This window comes from Methylovorus mays, assembly GCF_020531915.1.
Lineage (GTDB): Bacteria > Pseudomonadota > Gammaproteobacteria > Burkholderiales > Methylophilaceae > Methylovorus > Methylovorus mays.
Window position 1 is genome coordinate 563,152 of record NZ_JAJAVG010000004.1, and the last position, 16,514, is coordinate 579,665.

The window sequence follows — 16,514 nt, forward strand, 5'->3', positions numbered from 1 at the left end:
CATCCGCATGCCCTATCGCGGCCGCTTTGCCCCATCCCCTACCGGGCCCTTGCATTTCGGCTCCTTGATTGCCGCCACGGCGAGCTACCTGCAAGCGCATGCCATGCAAGGCGAATGGCTGGTGCGCATGGAAGACCTTGATACGCCCCGCACCGTGCCCGGTGCCGCTGATCATATCCTGCGCACGCTGGAGCACTATGGCTTTGAATGGCACGGCCCGGTGATCTACCAAAGCCAGCGCCAAGCGGCATATGAAGCCGCGCTGGCCCAGTTGAAAGATCAGGGTGCCATCTATGGCTGCGGCTGCTCACGCAAGGAAATTGCCGATTCTGGCCACCACGGTATTGATGGCGTCGTCTACCCCGGCACCTGCCGCAATGGACTGGCGCCGGGAAAATCCGCCCGGGCATGGCGCATCCGGGTGGGTGATCTGACTATCCGTTTTGAAGATGAAATACAGGGGCCGCAGCAGCAACGTCTGGCAGATGACATCGGCGACTTTGTGCTGAAACGCGCTGATGGCCTGTTTGCCTACCAGCTCGCCGTGGTAGTGGATGATGGCTGGCAAGGCATCACGCATGTGCTGCGCGGCGCTGACCTGCTGGACTCCACCCCCAGGCAGATTTTTTTGCAGCAAGCACTGCAGCTGCCGCAGCCCGACTATGCCCATGTACCGGTTGCCACCAATGCCGCAGGCGAAAAACTCAGCAAACAGACATTGGCCCCCGCGCTGGAATGGCAGCATGCCAGCGAACAGCTCTGGCAGGTATTGCGGTTTCTGCAGCAATCGCCGCCGGATGCCTTGCGGCAGGCATCGCTTGCGGAGCTATGGGCCTGGGCCCGTGAACACTGGCAATGGCAGGCCATCCCGCGCACCCGGCATATCCCCACCTGATATAGCCTCTTGCAGCAGTTTGCGCGAGCCTGCTTGCAAAGCACCGGCTGAGCCTCCATGTTAAAATGACACCATGAATACCTTATCTCTCCAGCACCAAGATCTCCTGCACCGCTTCGTTTTCGACAACACGCCGATACGTGGCAATACCGTGCATCTCGACCGTACCCTGCAAAGCGCGCTGCAACACCAGCACTGCCCACCTGTGCTGAGAAGCGCCCTGGGCGAGTTGATGGCCGCCAGCGCCCTGCTCTCCGCCACGCTCAAGATGCAAGGTGGCGCACTGGTACTGCAGATTCAGGGGCAAGGCCCGGTCAATCTGCTTGTCGTGGAGTGCACTGCGGAACTTGGGCTGCGTGCCACGGCCAAATGGACAGGCGACCTCGATGGCATGAGCTTTACCGAACTGGTCGGCAATGGCCATTTTGTCATTACCCTGGACCCCAAGGATGGCGGCCAGACCTATCAGGGCATTGTGCCGCTGGAAGGCGACAACATCAGCGAAATCCTGCAGAACTACATGCAGCGCTCGGAGCAGATTGCCACGCGCATCTGGCTGTCGGCCAATGAAAACAGTGCTGCCGGTATGCTGCTGCAAAAGCTGCCAGACCAGCCTGAGCAAGACCTGGATGCCTGGGACCGCATGGGTTTTCTGGCCGACACGGTCAAGCCTGAAGAGCTGCTGGGATTATCCGCCGAACAAATGTTGCAGCGGCTGTTTCATCAGGAAGATGTACGGCTGTTTGAGCCACAGGCAGTGAATTTCCACTGCAGCTGCTCGCGCACCAGCGTGGGCAACATGCTCAAAATGCTGGGCCCGCAGGAAGTGGCCGAGATACTGGAGGAACAAAGCACCATTGAAATACATTGTGATTTCTGTAACGCCGAATACACCTTTGACAAGGTCGACACCGAGCAGCTGTTCAGCCCGGATATTGTCATGCCTGCCACGCAAAGCCGCCACTAGGCGGCGTGGCCTGAGCCCGAGCGGATCATCAAACTGTCACGAGGGCCGTGCTAATCTGCACGCCCTCTCAGCTCAGGCATAAGCATGGCCTTCTCATTCAAGCGGTTCCAGCAGCACATTCCCTGCCGCGATACCATCCTGGCCTGGCGCTGGCTGAGCCCATTCCGCACGCAATTGCAGGACCGGCGCCTGTGGCGCCTTGAGCGCAAGGCCGTAGCGCGCGGCGCGGCCATCGGTATTTTCTTTGCCTTCATCATTCCTTTCGGGCAGTTTTTCGCTGCCGCGCTCACGGCGCTGTTCATGCGCGCCAACATCAGCATTGCCATGCTGGCGACGCTGGTGACCAACCCGTTTACTTTTCCACCGGTGTACTGGCTGGCTTACAGCATAGGCTCGCTATTGATCGGCCAGCAGGAGATTGCGCCGTTGCTGGAGCATGCCATCGAAGCTGAACCCATGATGGTGGACATGCATTGGATAGACAGTAGCCTGGCCTGGCTGAAAAGCGCAGGTTTGCCACTGGTGACGGGATTGGCCACGCTGGCCGTGGTCGGCTCCACCGTGACCTATGTGGGCACGCTGGTGATCTGGAAGTGGCGGCAGGATCAGCGGCGTGCCAAACGACGCAAACCCGCAGCCTGATACGCGGGTTTAATCCCGCCAGTTTCCCCAGCCAGACCTGAGAGGCTTGACCAGGCAAGCCTAGTTCAGATTTTGCCGCAAGCGCTCAAATACGCAGATCGACGTTGCGGCGGCGGCATTGAGTGACTCCACCTGCCCCTGCATGGGAATATGAATCTTGCGGCTGGCCGCTGCTTGCAGTTTCAGGCTGAGGCCGGCGCCTTCATTGCCGATGAGGAATGCCACGGGCTGACGCAGATCTTGTTCGTACAAGGACTCTCCCTGCATGACCGTCGCCAGCGTCTCCCCTGGGAAATTCCCGGTCAATGCCAGCAAGTCCGAACGCTCCACCACGGGCAACACAAACTGCGCGCCCTGCCCACCGCGCAGCGCCTTGGGCGACCACGCCTCGGCACAGCCTTCCGACAAATAAACCACCTGCACGCCCGCGGCGGCGGCGGAGCGCAACATGCTGCCCAGATTGCCCGGGTCCTGGATATCTTCCAGCATCAGCACAAACTCCAACGTCTCGGGCAAAGGCAGCTGGGGGGTATCCACCAGCGCCAGGATACCGGTCGGCGTTGTCACCGGCGATAACTCGGCAAACATCAGCGTGGTGACCATCAGTGTGGGAATATCCGCCAGCTCTTGTATCAGGCCATTCACCTCATTGGTGGACTGCCCTTCGGCAATAATGAGCTGGCGCGGCGTACCGAATACCGCCATGTAATCCCGCAGCAGATGCGGGCCATCCAGCAGGGTTTGACCCAGCCGACGGCGCTCGCGGGAAGACTCCGCCAGTTTTTTCAGTTGCTTGAAGACAGGGTTGTCGCGCGAGGTAATATGTTTGAAGCTCATGGCAGGTTCCATAGGGGAATGCCGGCATTTTACCCGATTACGCCAACAGGCCGTAGGCAAGCCAGAGACGAGGTTTGCAAAAGATGGCGTTCGGGGTAATACTTTTGCACCCGGACCTGTCGCCGGCATGGCGCTTGATCATCACCGATCGACACCATCAGCCATCCGGCTACGCCAGCACCAGCCTAAGGAGTATCCAATACGTGAAGACTGATTTCATTCTGGCGGCGATTGATGCCGTCAATTCCGCCATCCTCAGTCATGAGGCCGATATCGAGGGTCTGGACCGCGACATTGGCGATGGCGATCACTACATCAACATCAAGCGCGGTTGTGCGGCAGCCGCCGCCATGCGGCCAGAGCTGGAGAACCTGACTCCGGATGCCGCGCTGCAGAAAATCGGCATGAAAGTGCTATCCAGCATAGGCGGCGCTTCCGGCCCGCTGGTCGCGAGCTTTTTTCTGGAGATGGCAAAAGCCATCAAGCTCAAGGAGCCGATTTCGCTGGCTGATCATGCGGCGCTGTTTGCGACTGGCGTTGCTGGCATACAGCATCGTGGCAAAGCCCAGGTGGGCGAAAAGACCATGATGGATGTTCTGATACCGGTGTCGACCCTGCTCACCCAGCTTGCCAGCACGCATAGCGAGCTGGATGCAGATGCTATCCATGCCATCAAGGCCGAAGCGGAAAAAGGCATGCTGGCCACGCGCGACATGCTGGCGACCAAAGGCCGGGCGGCCGGGCTGGGAGAACGCGCCATTGGCCATATCGACCCGGGTGCAAAAAGCTGCCAGGTGATGATCCATGCCGTGTGCGACATGCTGCTGGGCCAGGCTCATTAAGGCATTGCCCAAGCATTGCCCTGATTCAAATAATAGCCATCACAAAAAGCAGGAGGAGACCCCATGAAAAAATTCATGAACCAGCCCGACACCATGCTCACCGAGAGCCTGCAAGGGTTTGCCGCCGCGCATGCGGATCTGGTGACACTGCATCTCGACCCCAATTACCTGGTACGTGCCAAACAAGCCCAGAACAAGGTCGCCGTGATTTCGGGCGGCGGCTCCGGCCACGAGCCGCTGCATAGCGGTCTGCTGGGCTATGGCATGCTGGATGCGGTGTGCCCCGGCTTTGTGTTTACCTCGCCCAGCCCGGATCAGATGCTGGCCGCCGCTGAGGCGGTGGAATGCGGCAAGGGCGTGCTCTTCATCGTCAAGAATTACGCGGGCGATGTCATGAACTTTGAAATGGCAGCAGAAATGCTGTCCTGTGAAAGCGCCACTGTGCTGACCAGCGATGATGTGGCGGTGGAAAACTCCACCTACACCACGGGCCGTCGCGGCGTCGCAGGCACCGTGATCGTGGAAAAAGTGGTTGGCAGCCTGGCAGAAACCGGTGCCGACTTGGCCACCTGCAAGGCGCTGGGCGACAGGGTCAACCGGCGCACGGCCTCCATGGGCGTGGCCCTTACCAGCTGCACGGTACCGGCGGCGGGCAAACCCACATTTCAGCTGGGCGAGCAGGAGCTGGAAATGGGCGTCGGCATCCATGGCGAACCCGGCCGTCGCCGCGAAGCCATGCGCCCGGCAGATGAGATTGTGGCTGACCTGGTCAAGGCGATTCTGCATGATCTGGCGCCCGCCTCCGGCAGTGAAATCCTACTGCTGGTCAACGGTTTTGCCGGTACACCGCTGATGGAGCTTTATCTCTTGTACAACAGCGCCGCACGTTTGCTGCAATCGCATGGTCTCATCATCAGTCGCTCACTGGTCGGCAACTACACCACCGCGCTGGATATGGCCGGCGCGTCGATCACCGTGTGCCTGCTTGACGATGAGATCAAGCAGCACTGGGATAGCCCGGTACATACCGCCGCCCTGCGCTGGGGTATGTAACGCTGTGCTCACTTCCCAATAAACGCCTCATCACGCTCACACGAAAAGGAGCAGCATCATGAACGACAAACAACTGGTAGCCGAGCATGCCGCCAGCCTGGTGGAAGACAGCATGATCGTCGGCCTGGGCACCGGCTCCACCGCCAATTATTTTATCGAAGCGCTCAGCCGTCGCCAGCGCGACGAAGGTCTGCGCATCACCACGGTGGCGAGTTCCACCATCAGCGCCATCAAGGCAGCCGAACATGGCTTGCCCCTGCTCGATATCTCGCAGCTGGGGCATCTCGATCTTTATGTGGATGGCGCCGATGAAATCACACCGGGGCTGACTCTGCTGAAAGGCCGGGGGCAGGATCTGGTCATGGAAAAACTGCTGGCCCGCGCCGCCGAGCGTTTTGTGGTGGTGGCGGACAAAAGCAAGCAGGTCAGCCGCATAGGCGAGAAATTCGTGATTCCGGTTGAGGTGATGCCCGCGGCCTGGAAAATCGTCCGCCACGCGCTGGAAAAAGCCAATGGCGAAGCCGAACTACGTCTCAACGCCAGCAAGGATAACGTCGCGGTTACCGCGCACGGCAGCTATGTGCTGGATGTACGCTTCCCCGATTGGCTGGACGATGCCGAGCTGGACATTCTGCTCAACAACACCCCTGGCGTGGTTGAGCATGGCGTATTTCGTGGCCTCGCCAGCCTGGTCCTGATTGCCGACCAGGGGCAGGTGGATGTGGTGCAGGCTTGAAGGCGCCATGCGCTGAGTGAGGCATAGGGTTGAGGCTGGAGTTTAAGGCTGATTTTTTCTGGAATAACGTTGCTAAGGATACATGTGCCAAACATTCGATGTTCAATCAAGGCCCTTCCGCTAACTGTTGGTTGGCAGTTGGGAGCAGGACTGATACTTGGCCTGAGTCTGCTCGCCAGCCACCCCGCGCATGCCGCCGATGCCCTGCGCCCGGGATTATGGGAAACCAGCATCAAGCTCAAACTGCACAATATGCCGCAGATTCCCGATGAGCAGCTGCAACAACTGGAGATGCTCGGCATCCAGCTGCCTGTCGGCAACCAGCCCATGACCGTGCTGCAATGCCTGACGCCCGAGCAAGCCAGGCTGGACAAACCCATCGTACCGGCCAATGATCAGGGCTGCGTCATCCGCAATTACCGCCACGCGGGCAAACAGGTCAATGGGGATGTGGTATGCTCCGGCAGCTTGCAGGGAACCGGCAAGTTCAGCATGCAGGTGCAGAGCGATACGGCATTCACAGGGCAATTGACGGCGCAGGGCACCAGCAATGAGCTGGGGCCTATCGACCAGACCACCGACTTCAGTGGCCGCTGGGTACAAGCGGCCTGCAATGCAGACACCCCCACGTTTCCATGATGTCGGTGCATAACCGCCCATCCGGCATCTGACATCCTTAACCCTGGCCTTTAACCCGCTAATCAACGAGTCTTCATTTCATGCATCTTGAACGCATCCTTCACGCGCAGGGCTTCGGCTCCCGCAAAAACTGCCGCATCCTGATCCGCCACCATGCGGTGACCGTCAATGGCGAGCCTTGCGATAACCCCTTTGCCGACTTTGACACGGACAAGCTCGCATTCACCGTGAACGATGAGCCATGGGAATATCGTGAAAAGGCTTACCTGATGCTGAACAAGCCTGCCAATTACGAGTGTTCGCACAAGCCGCAGCATCATCCCAGCGTGTTTGCCCTGCTGCCGCACCCGCTGCTGGAGCGCGGCGTGCAATGCATAGGGCGGCTCGATGAAGATACCACCGGCTTGATCCTGCTGTCAGACGATGGTCAGTTCATCCACCGCATGAGCTCGCCCAAGTGGAAAGTGCCCAAAATTTACGAAGTCGGCGCCAAACATGCCGTGGATGCCGATCAGATCCGCCAATTGCAGGAAGGCGTGCAACTGGTGGATGAGCCCGCCCCTATCGCCGCCCTGGCTTGCGAACAGATCAGCGATCAGGTGCTGCATCTGACATTGGCCGAAGGCAAATACCATCAGGTGAAGCGCATGCTGGCTGCCGTAGGCAATCGCGTGGAGAGCCTGAAGCGCATCCGTATCGGCGAGCTGGTATTGCCAGACGACCTGGCAGAAGGCCAATGGCGCTGGCTCACGGAGAGCGAACTCGCCTCGCTGAACGGTGCTGCACGCGCCTGATTAACTTGGCGAAATTATCTTGGCGAACTCAAAAAACAGCCGACAAAATCGCGCCGCTGCGGGTGCAAACATCATCCCCGGCGGCGTCCGCTGCAGCCAGATATCAACAGCAGACTGGCAAGTTTGGGCAGGGAACCGAATCTCATGCCGCAAGTCCCAGCCATATACCGTATAATGCGGGTTCCTGCGCTTCACCAATGACCGCAGCGTCCCTCACACCACCCCATCTCGTTGCCTGAATTGGTATGCTCACAAAGCAATAGGCAGCTGCAGGAGTTTTAATCTTGTCTACCGTAGTTGAAAACGCCGCTGGCTTTGCCCAGCTCGGCCTTGCCGAACCCATTTTGCGTGCGATTGCCGATGCTGGCTACACCACGCCCACCCCCATTCAATTGCAGGCCATCCCCCAGGTATTAACCGGGGGAGACCTGCTGGCTGGCGCCCAGACCGGCACCGGCAAAACCGCCGGTTTCACCCTGCCGCTGCTGCATCTGCTGCAAAGCCGTCCCGGCAAGAACAAGGCCGGACAGCCACGCTGCCTGATCCTGACGCCCACGCGCGAGCTGGCTGCCCAGGTAGAAGAATCCGTACAAACCTATGGCAAATACCTGCCGCTGAAATCCATGGTGATGTTTGGCGGCGTGGGGATCAACCCACAGGTCGCCCAACTGAAAAAGCCACTGGATATTCTGGTGGCAACCCCTGGCCGCTTGCTGGATCACGCCAACCAGAAAACCGTGGACCTTTCCGCGGTGGAAATCCTGGTGCTGGACGAAGCCGACCGCATGCTGGACATGGGTTTTATCCGCGACATCAAGCGCGTGCTGGCATTGTTGCCAAAGCAGCGGCAGAACCTGCTGTTCTCGGCTACCTTTTCCGATGAAATCAAGGCACTGGCCGATGGCCTGCTGCATAACCCGGGCTTTGTGGAAGTGGCACGCCGCAATACCGCGTCTGAACTGGTGGAGCAAACCGTGCATCTGGTGCGCCAGAGCCACAAGCGCGACATGGTCAGCCACCTGATCAAGCAGAACAACTGGCAGCAAGTGCTGATTTTTACCCGCACCAAGCACGGTGCCAACCGCCTGGCCGACAAACTGGTCAAGGATGGCATTCCCGCTGCCGCCATTCACGGCAACAAGAGCCAGTCTGCCCGTACCAAGGCACTGGCGCAATTCAAGGATGGCAGCCTGCCAGTACTGGTCGCCACCGACATCGCCGCGCGCGGGCTGGATATTGACCAGTTGCCGCAAGTGGTCAACTTTGAGCTGCCGAATGTGGCAGAAGATTATGTGCATCGTATAGGCCGGACCGGCCGTGCAGGCGCAACAGGCGCTGCCGTATCGCTGGTCGATGAAGAAGAAATCAAGCTGCTGAAAGGCATTGAGCGCCTGATCAAGCGCGAAATTCCACGTGTAGAAGTCGAAGGCTTTGTACCATCGCCGGTAGACAAATCTGCCGCCAGCGAAGAACGCGAGCCACGTGCTCCGCGCCCACGTCAAGGTCAGCCGCGTCAAGGCCAACCACGCCAGAATCAAGCCCGCCAAAGCCAGCCGCGTGATTCGCAAGCAGCACCATCGCAACCGCGCCAGCCAAGAGAAAATGCAGCCCGCCCCGGTGGTCAGCCACGTCAGGGCAAGCCGGGGGGCGCCAACGCCAACGGCTCACGCAACGGCGCCCAGCCGCAAGGCCAACGCCGCCCACAGGCTGGCAAGGCTGGCAAGGCTGGCGGCGCCAATGGCGCCTCGCAAGGCAACCGCAAACCGCAGGCAACTGCTGATGCAGGCAAGCCATTATCTGAAGCAGCCCGTCATCAGGCCCTGCCGCAGACACCGATATTTGCCCCCAAGCCCGGACCACGCCACATGCCCAAGGGTCCACGTAACGGCAGTGGTGGCGGAGGTGGCCGCGGCCGATGAAGATATGGGTAGACGCCGACGCCTGCCCGGTCGTCATCAAGGAAATACTCTACCGTGCGGCGGAGCGCTGCCGTCTGCCTACGGTGTTTGTTGCCAACAAGCTGTTGCGCCTGCCGCCCTCCCCCTATCTGCAAGCCATGCAGGTGCCGGGCGGGTTTGATGTCGCGGACAATGAAATTGTAGACAAGCTGGAAGCGGGCGATCTGGTCATCACCGCCGATATTCCGCTGGCCGCCGCCGTGATCGCCAAGGATGGGCATGCGCTCAACCCGCGCGGTGAAATGTACGACAAAGCCAATATCCACGAGCGGCTCAGCATGCGCAATCTCATGGAAACCCTGCGTAGCAGCGGTGTGGAACTCTCGGGGCCGGCCACACTCAACCAGCAGGACAGGCAAGCCTTTGCCGCATCGCTGGATCGCTTCCTGGCGCGCCTGCCGCGTTCCTGAACTTCATCCAAGGAATCATGACATGCTTCATAGACTGTTCGTAATTGCACTGCTCAGCCTGCTGACCGCCTGTATGGGCGTGCCACCCGGCGCCGAACCTGTCACCAAGGTAGACGCGCAGCGTTATCTGGGGAAATGGTATGAAATCGCTCGCCTGGACCACAGCTTCGAACGTGGACTGGAGCAGGTATCTGCGACCTATTCTCCTCGTGAAGATGGCGGCATCAAGGTCATCAACCGTGGCTATGATCCGGAAAAAGCCAAATGGCAGGAAGCCGAAGGCAAAGCCTATTTCCTGAAGCCGGCCGATGCCGATGGGCGCTACCCCGGCATGTTGAAAGTGTCTTTTTTCGGGCCATTTTATGGGGCTTATAACATTCTGGTGCTGGATCCCGACTATCAGCACGTACTGGTCAGCGGGCCGGATACGTCTTATCTCTGGGTATTGTCCCGCACCCCGCAACTCCCGCAAAAAACGCTGGAGCCCCTGCTCGCAAAAGCGGAAAGCCTGGGCTTTGCCACCGACAAGCTGATCTACCCGCCTCAGCCTGAAAAGCCATAAGCAGCATGCCATGCCTGCATAAAAAAAGCCGGAGCATGCCCTCCGGCTTTTTTTATGCATTGCGCTTGAGCGCTAGCGTTTTACGATCAGGCTATTCTTCACGGAGATGACGCCTGTGGTTTCCCTGGCAAGGCGCTCGGCCGTGCTGACTTGTGTCTGCGCATCAACAAATCCACTCAGCAGCACCACTCCACGATGCGTTTCCACACTGACCTGCAGGCCCTTGAACCCATCTTCTTTCAGGATCGCTGCCTTGATGCTGGCAGTAATCACGCTATCATCCGCAATACGTTCCACCTCTTTGTTTTGTTCGGCAGATTTGTAATTCATGTACTCCTGCTGATCCAGCGTGCCGCTTTTGTTGAGGTCTGCCTTGGCAAAATGCGTGGTATTGAACAGGGAATCCTTGCCTGCTTCTTTTACACTGAGCACGCCATCCTTGTTCACGTCCAGCTTTTTGAATGCCTCAATCTGGGGATTTTCCGTGACATCGTCGGGTCTGGCCATGGCAGACGAACTGGCGGCCATGCCTGTGAGCGCCACCGCCATGAGAAGATGTTTCATAAACGCTGTGTTCATACAAACTCCCTTCCATTGCTGATGAATATGCATTCAGTCTACAAGTGCCACGCGAGCTCAGCCGTCGGCAAGCGCCACTTTTTGATGTCGGCTTCAACCTACAACAGCTTTGTTAACACCATGCATGTTTGATGCCAGCCATAAAAAAAGCGCCCCAGGGGCGCTTTTTGCTATTCAACCGCTGTTACCCATCAGCTGCCCAACGCGAAGAGTAAGATTGGATATTTTTAAATCAACAGGCTATTATTCCAGTTATGAAAACCGTTCAGACAGTGAAGATCAATGAAGCGGAGATTCTTCGCATGAAGCGCGAGGGTCAGGCACGGTCACGCCAGCTAGTAAAGGATGGTATTCGCACTCAGGAAAGCATGTTCCTTATACGTCCAGCAGTGGCAAAAGCATCTAAAGTTCGTTATAGAGGCTTTTAGCCCTACTCCCCCATGTCTTTTTAGTAACTCATAACGACATATTGAGTTGTGACAACATTTTATTTTATGACCCGAAGTGCAGCTTTCGTTGCGCTATACGCAGTTGATTCCCATGTAAGTTTCGAGCTGAGCTCCCGTCGAAGATCATTAGCATCTGCAAATGACTTTTGAGTATCACCAAGGCGTTTAGCACACTCTTGACTCCAATTTTGTAGAATTTCAGGACCGTTTGGATGAGTGTCAATTACACAATCCTTGGCTATCCGCCTTAAATCGCTGCTCTGAAACTCATTAGACAAATTGAGAATTGTTTCTCCAAGACCACTCTGGGCACTGATAATCACTGGTATTCCAGCTGATATGGCCTCTAAACCAGCTAGTCCAAAACCCTCTGTTCGGGAAGGCATCAAAAATAATGAAGCCGACTTAATATCACGCATTAGAGCTTTTTCGTCTGCTGTGAATGGTTTGGGATGAATATAAGGTGAAGACACATTATTTAACTTTTTAAGTCTTTCTATTTCGAGATCCATTGTTTCAACTTTAAATCCCCGCATAACAAATAGAGTGCCATTGAGATGTTTTGTGGATGGATTCGAGTAGAAATCACCTGCCACTTGCATAAATAGATCTGCGCCTTTTAATGAAGCATCTATCATTCGCCCTGTGATAAGGCAGCATGCCTCGTACTGATATGCACTGCGGTTGTAATCTAATAAGTCGATACTTAGCCCAGGAAGAATTGAAACAATTAAATCCTGCTCCTTCTCATCCACCAACCTTCTTCTTATAGATTTCTCAAGCTTTGGTCCGACAGTCAATACAATATCAGCAGCTAAACAAAGTTCTGCCTGAGTTTCTCCTTTATCATTGCCTACAGAATAGGTAATAAGGCCACTGGTCGCCTGTTCAGGTCTAGTTTTGTGAGGCTCAATTTCTTCAGGACTGGTGTGAATTAAGTGAATATAAGGGCATTGATATTGTTCTCTTGCCAAAGCCAAGGCAGGGGAACCTGTTATATGGTCGTGTCCAATGACCACATCAGGTTTGATGATTGTTTTGGGGCCTCTAGCTAACTGGGATTGCAGATCTAAGCCAGGGTAAGAGTTGGCAGTTAATATTTCTACATTTTGCTGTGCTGCTTGCGCAATATCTTTTTCTGTTGCATTCGGAATAAAGCAAAATACTTTATGACCATAAGCCGCTAATGCTATGCATAGATTGCGATTAAAAGTAGACACCCCACCATGTTCAGACCCCCATTCGGTCCCTATCAATAAAAAACTAAGCTTTTCTAGTTCCGGTCTGCTGACAACTGCTTCCTGCTCCTTCAGAGGGGTATATTCGGAGACAGCTTCACTCAGCCCAACTTCAATCAGCAAACTTTCAGAAGGCTGCACAGCACTGTCTAGTATTGTTTCCTTGTCGCTAATTATTGGCAAACTAATTTGGACTGCATTAATCTGTTCAATAGCGTCTCTAGGTGCTAGTGGCTTCCATTCCACTCGTCTTTGATTTTCTTTCGCATCGGTTAATGAGTATTTCAACCAATCAATTTCGGGAAGTTGAGTGAGTAACCAAGCAATTGCATCAACGCTCTCTGATGTTCCTTGCGCAACTAATCTTCTAAGAATATTTTCCTGAAAGGAAAACGCATGATCAACAGAATTCAATACCCGCGGGCCACGAATAGATTCTCGTCTTTCAAACAAAGACTCTATCCAAACATATAACTGAGCTAGATGCATTTGAGTGAGAACTGAAGATGGCGCATCATATAGTTTATTTGTTAAGTGTTTGATTAACTCACGGGCGACTTCTTTATTCGTATCAAAAAGATGAGTTAAAAATTCCCATGTTTCTTGAGGTTTTAAAGCAATGAGTGTGGACGCTTTTTCTAAATCACCGTCTATATTCTCTGGATCTAAATTGAACTCAATAGACTTCAATGACTTATATGCTTGATCTAACGCTGGAGGAAAGTTATTGTTAATTAACTCTTGAAATGCAACCCTTTCATTTTGACCAGTCGGTTTGTAACTTACAACCCAATTCCATATTATTTCTAAAAAACTTTCATCAATGAAGTCTTTAATTAAGCCGACTGCATGATAAGCATTACTTGTTATCTCTAGATACTTTTTGAAAGCGGTCAAAAATTCATCTTTAGCATTACGAGCACAATCTTTGGTAATTTGACGGTGCTTTTCTCTTTCAATCTCACTATCATTACTACTGAACGATATAATTGATAAGCTCCAGGACGCCCATACATTCGAGGGTATTTGGGCATATGTATCTGGACTCTCAGCGAATATCAATCTGAAAGCCCTGTATCCTGCGGCAGAAGGTCTATGATGAATGTCTGGTTGAAGAAAGTTCTGATCTAATAAGAACTCATATAGGTAGTGTTTGGCCTCTTTAACTACAACTGATCTTTCCTGATCTGACAATAAGTCCCAGCCAGGACTAGGCGCTAGAACACCTGTAAACTCATCGATTCGGTTTCCTGAGGTCTCAAGTAACGCTAAGTTTAGCCTCCAAAATGCATCCAGATTATTGTTATGACATTGATTCAATAGATCAACAATGATCGATTTTAGAGAGGGTTTAAGAGGTTGTGAGTCTTCTAATTTTTTTGTCTGTGCTTGTTTTAAATTCCATTTTGCAAATTCCGAGTCTAGATTGACTTCGGAGACTTCTTTTAACGCTTCTTTTAATGCAAGATGTTTTTCTGCCTGATTTAAAACGTATTCATTTTCGGGAGAATACTCCCAATTTATTAGACTGATTATTAACTGAATTAACCAACCTTCAGCTTTGATGCAGGTTTTACTAATCAAGTCATCTACTAACCATTTCAGGTCCTCAGCCTTTAGTAAACTCCATGGTTTAAAAAGTAGTGATCGTGGCATAGCCCAATCGGAGGGAGCTACTTTAAAAATAGTATGTAATAAGGCTTGTCTTTTAGAAGGCGAGTCGCTTAAGTAGTGCTTTTGAAATTGTTCTATTTCTGGTTCATTTCGAAGTTCGAAGAATATGGCATTAACTTCAAGAACAAAGCTAGCTAACTCATTTAAAACCTTCTCATCAGTGGCTGAATTCCAAATTTCTGTAAGGAGCCTACCTGTTAACCTAGTGAATGAACGACTGTCATCATTATCAGCTGCTCTTGATTTAACCCATCTGATTGCTGCTAAGGCTTCATTAGGAGTCAACGCCGTAAATTTCAAATCATAAATAAAAAAAGCGTATGAACCGATCAATGAATGATTATTTGGTTCGTTCAGTGTTGATAAAAGCTGTTCAAACGTCAGATGATTTGGCCATAGTGCAATCAGCGCCAACCCTTTGATTTCATCATCTACGTCATTCTTTGGAGTTAGCGCAAGCGGCAATAGCTCAGTAAGTTGATCTTCCGGAAGCAGCAAAGTTAATGCATGCGTTGCTTCCGCCCTTATGTGGCTATCTTCGTTAGCGTCAAATGCTAGCGCTTTTAAATCCTTTGTAAGCTCAATTAAAGAGCAAGTTTCCGTAATATCAATTGCCGCTCTTCTAACAACTTTATGTTTGGAGTGGTCTTCTATTATTGGCCTAAGCTGATTGGCTAAATTTTTATGATTTAGTCTCTTATATAAGCGTCGCCATTCAACCTTATCGTAAGTTTCAAGAGTGTCTAGTTTTTGCAACAGCGCTGAGACTAACAACTCCTTTTCATTATCAGAGTTCAACGTAATATCGCTGGACATAAGTAGTCCAGGCTCGTGCACTACCAATTCATTCCAAATACTTTTATCGAAAATACTTAGCCATGCAGCGACCTCACGTAACTGAGGGACTACATAGGTATTTCCGGGAACATGAGATCGGATTAAAGAAAGAATGCTGCCAGAAGATGGAGCACGCTGTTTTATGTAATACGCTGCCAAATATTCTGAAAGCGTTTTATGGCTCCACTTATATGAGTTTGAGCTTATTTGAACAAATAGACCTGTCCTCAGAGTTTCTCTTACTTCTTTTACGCCAACTTTCAACTCTTCTTTACGAACTAGCTCAAAGCCACCTGCAAGTTCATGAATAGGAATTGCATGTTCGGGTACAGTCTCAGAATACAATCCATCCCAAATTACCATCTTTGTGGATAGTTCAGTTGCAGCAGCAATTCGCCCAGCAACTACAAATCTTGCATCAGCCTCTAAAGTGCCGACTGCCCCACTCAAGCGCCTAGCTTGGTTGGACTCTTCCAATAAAGCAAGTATGCCTTGTCGATAAGTTGAGGATCTATCACTAAGTTGAGCTGGGTTTGGTGTTTGTAGAATATTCAAATACATTCTTAGAGTTACTGGCCGGCTTAAAAGCACACTTTCATCACTATCAAGAACTGTTTTTATGGGTTCAATAGCGTCGGGAGACTGTGCTACAAAGAAATCCAAGACTTGTGGCTTGCTAAGTGGCGCCAACTCAAAGACAAGTACAGAGTTTTCACCCAATATCTGTTTTAATTGTTTTTCAAACTGTTCGGACCAGTCTGCGGTCCTGCTACTTATGCGGAGATACGTTTTTTTATTGGAACCTTCTGTCTTTGCATTGATTTTTCGAGCCAGCTTAATTATCCAATTTTGAGTAACTGGAATCGATACTGGTGACTCGTCCAAGGCGTCAAGGAATATTAAGGTGGTTTGATCTTCATTAGAGTGTTCGTTAACAGCATTAATTAGCTCTTCTTCGCTGTATGTTGAAGCTAAAGAAATAAATTCAGTTGAGTATCCTTTTCTAATTGCTTCTAAATGAGCATTATTGAATTCAGTAGACTTTCCTATCCCTGGAGGTCCCAATAGAACTATGCAAGGAATTTGACTGTTGACGCTATCAACTAAGCTAAAGGGATTTTTGCTTGTGTCAGGGTCATAAAAACCCGTAGATAAATCCTCGCTGCCTCTGCGGACCCAGTATCTTTTAGCAAAATTATTATTTTCATTTTCCATAATGAGTAATCCAGCACATTATTAATTTATTGAGATTCTTAGTCCGCTTTTAAATGCACCGGGAATCTGCGCTTACGTATAAATGAATCAGTCTTACAATCTTTGAAATCGCTCTCGTATGGCTTCAATTATTTCAGGTTTTTTCATTGAGAGCATGCAAATTAATAAATCAGCATTTATCTAACTT

At 52.5% G+C, this 16,514-nt stretch carries 14 protein-coding genes; 11 read left to right on the forward strand and 3 right to left on the reverse strand.

Features of this window, described 5'->3' with window-relative positions; all coding sequences use genetic code 11:
• Positions 1-7: 7 nt before the first annotated feature.
• The 3 genes from gluQRS (at position 8) to LG203_RS04965 (ending at position 2,504) form a co-directional block, all read left to right on the forward strand.
• The gene (gluQRS, locus tag LG203_RS04955) at positions 8-895 is read left to right on the forward strand and encodes a tRNA glutamyl-Q(34) synthetase GluQRS (RefSeq protein ID WP_230344757.1); all 888 of its coding nucleotides are present in this window, start codon (positions 8-10) and stop codon (positions 893-895) included.
• A gap of 73 nt (positions 896-968) precedes the next feature.
• On the forward strand, positions 969-1,862 hold the full coding sequence (hslO, locus tag LG203_RS04960) for an Hsp33 family molecular chaperone HslO (RefSeq protein WP_013441993.1): 894 nt from the start codon (positions 969-971) through the stop codon (positions 1,860-1,862).
• Between the two features lie 84 nt (positions 1,863-1,946).
• Entirely contained in the window at positions 1,947-2,504 is a 558-nt protein-coding gene (locus LG203_RS04965) for a DUF2062 domain-containing protein (protein ID WP_230344758.1), read from the forward strand.
• A 60-nt stretch (positions 2,505-2,564) separates the two neighbouring features.
• Here the strand turns inward: LG203_RS04965 and LG203_RS04970 are convergent, their stop codons facing one another.
• Positions 2,565-3,341 carry a TrmH family RNA methyltransferase gene (locus LG203_RS04970; RefSeq protein ID WP_230344759.1) on the reverse strand — a complete coding sequence of 259 codons (777 nt, stop codon included), beginning with the start codon at positions 3,339-3,341 and terminating at the stop codon, positions 2,565-2,567.
• A 203-nt stretch (positions 3,342-3,544) separates the two neighbouring features.
• Between LG203_RS04970 and dhaL the strand changes: the two genes are divergently transcribed.
• The 8 genes from dhaL (at position 3,545) to LG203_RS05010 (ending at position 10,335) form a co-directional block, all read left to right on the forward strand.
• The gene (dhaL, locus tag LG203_RS04975) at positions 3,545-4,183 is read left to right on the forward strand and encodes a dihydroxyacetone kinase subunit DhaL (protein WP_230344760.1); all 639 of its coding nucleotides are present in this window, start codon (positions 3,545-3,547) and stop codon (positions 4,181-4,183) included.
• A 63-nt stretch (positions 4,184-4,246) separates the two neighbouring features.
• Positions 4,247-5,236, forward strand: a complete 990-nt coding sequence (gene dhaK / locus LG203_RS04980; protein WP_230344761.1) for a dihydroxyacetone kinase subunit DhaK — start codon at positions 4,247-4,249, stop codon at positions 5,234-5,236.
• A gap of 58 nt (positions 5,237-5,294) precedes the next feature.
• Positions 5,295-5,972, forward strand: a complete 678-nt coding sequence (gene rpiA / locus LG203_RS04985) for a ribose-5-phosphate isomerase RpiA (protein ID WP_230344762.1) — start codon at positions 5,295-5,297, stop codon at positions 5,970-5,972.
• 138 nt (positions 5,973-6,110) lie between these two features.
• On the forward strand, positions 6,111-6,611 hold the full coding sequence (locus LG203_RS04990) for a DUF3617 domain-containing protein (protein WP_230344763.1): 501 nt from the start codon (positions 6,111-6,113) through the stop codon (positions 6,609-6,611).
• 80 nt (positions 6,612-6,691) lie between these two features.
• The gene (locus LG203_RS04995; RefSeq protein ID WP_013441986.1) at positions 6,692-7,405 is read left to right on the forward strand and encodes a pseudouridine synthase; all 714 of its coding nucleotides are present in this window, start codon (positions 6,692-6,694) and stop codon (positions 7,403-7,405) included.
• Between the two features lie 284 nt (positions 7,406-7,689).
• Positions 7,690-9,324, forward strand: coding sequence for a DEAD/DEAH box helicase (locus tag LG203_RS05000; protein ID WP_230344764.1), 1,635 nt, complete (start codon positions 7,690-7,692; stop codon positions 9,322-9,324).
• Positions 9,321-9,773, forward strand: a complete 453-nt coding sequence (locus LG203_RS05005; RefSeq protein ID WP_230344765.1) for a YaiI/YqxD family protein — start codon at positions 9,321-9,323, stop codon at positions 9,771-9,773. The genes LG203_RS05000 and LG203_RS05005 overlap by 4 nt, the downstream gene beginning before the upstream one ends.
• 22 nt (positions 9,774-9,795) lie before the next feature.
• The gene (locus tag LG203_RS05010) at positions 9,796-10,335 is read left to right on the forward strand and encodes a lipocalin family protein (protein WP_328486520.1); all 540 of its coding nucleotides are present in this window, start codon (positions 9,796-9,798) and stop codon (positions 10,333-10,335) included.
• A gap of 72 nt (positions 10,336-10,407) precedes the next feature.
• On the opposite strand, the gene LG203_RS05015 is transcribed toward LG203_RS05010, so the two are convergent.
• A complete protein-coding gene (locus LG203_RS05015) occupies positions 10,408-10,914 on the reverse strand; it encodes a BON domain-containing protein (RefSeq protein WP_230344766.1) in 507 nt (168 codons plus the stop codon).
• 487 nt (positions 10,915-11,401) lie between these two features.
• Positions 11,402-16,327 carry a glycosyltransferase gene (locus tag LG203_RS05020; protein WP_230344767.1) on the reverse strand — a complete coding sequence of 1,642 codons (4,926 nt, stop codon included), beginning with the start codon at positions 16,325-16,327 and terminating at the stop codon, positions 11,402-11,404.
• Positions 16,328-16,514 lie beyond the last annotated feature (187 nt).

Bases quoted from the DNA above. Each gene is read 5' to 3' on its own strand.
- gluQRS (WP_230344757.1), top strand. From the start codon at position 8: ATGCCCTATCGCGGCCGCTTTGCCCCATCCCCTACCGGGCCCTTGCAT.
- hslO (WP_013441993.1), top strand. From the start codon at position 969: ATGAATACCTTATCTCTCCAGCACCAAGATCTCCTGCACCGCTTCGTT.
- LG203_RS04965 (WP_230344758.1), top strand. From the start codon at position 1,947: ATGGCCTTCTCATTCAAGCGGTTCCAGCAGCACATTCCCTGCCGCGAT.
- LG203_RS04970 (WP_230344759.1), bottom strand. From the start codon at position 3,341: ATGAGCTTCAAACATATTACCTCGCGCGACAACCCTGTCTTCAAGCAA.
- dhaK (WP_230344761.1), top strand. From the start codon at position 4,247: ATGAAAAAATTCATGAACCAGCCCGACACCATGCTCACCGAGAGCCTG.
- rpiA (WP_230344762.1), top strand. From the start codon at position 5,295: ATGAACGACAAACAACTGGTAGCCGAGCATGCCGCCAGCCTGGTGGAA.
- LG203_RS04995 (WP_013441986.1), top strand. From the start codon at position 6,692: ATGCATCTTGAACGCATCCTTCACGCGCAGGGCTTCGGCTCCCGCAAA.
- LG203_RS05005 (WP_230344765.1), top strand. From the start codon at position 9,321: ATGAAGATATGGGTAGACGCCGACGCCTGCCCGGTCGTCATCAAGGAA.
- LG203_RS05010 (WP_328486520.1), top strand. From the start codon at position 9,796: ATGCTTCATAGACTGTTCGTAATTGCACTGCTCAGCCTGCTGACCGCC.
- LG203_RS05015 (WP_230344766.1), bottom strand. From the start codon at position 10,914: ATGAACACAGCGTTTATGAAACATCTTCTCATGGCGGTGGCGCTCACA.
- LG203_RS05020 (WP_230344767.1), bottom strand. From the start codon at position 16,327: ATGGAAAATGAAAATAATAATTTTGCTAAAAGATACTGGGTCCGCAGA.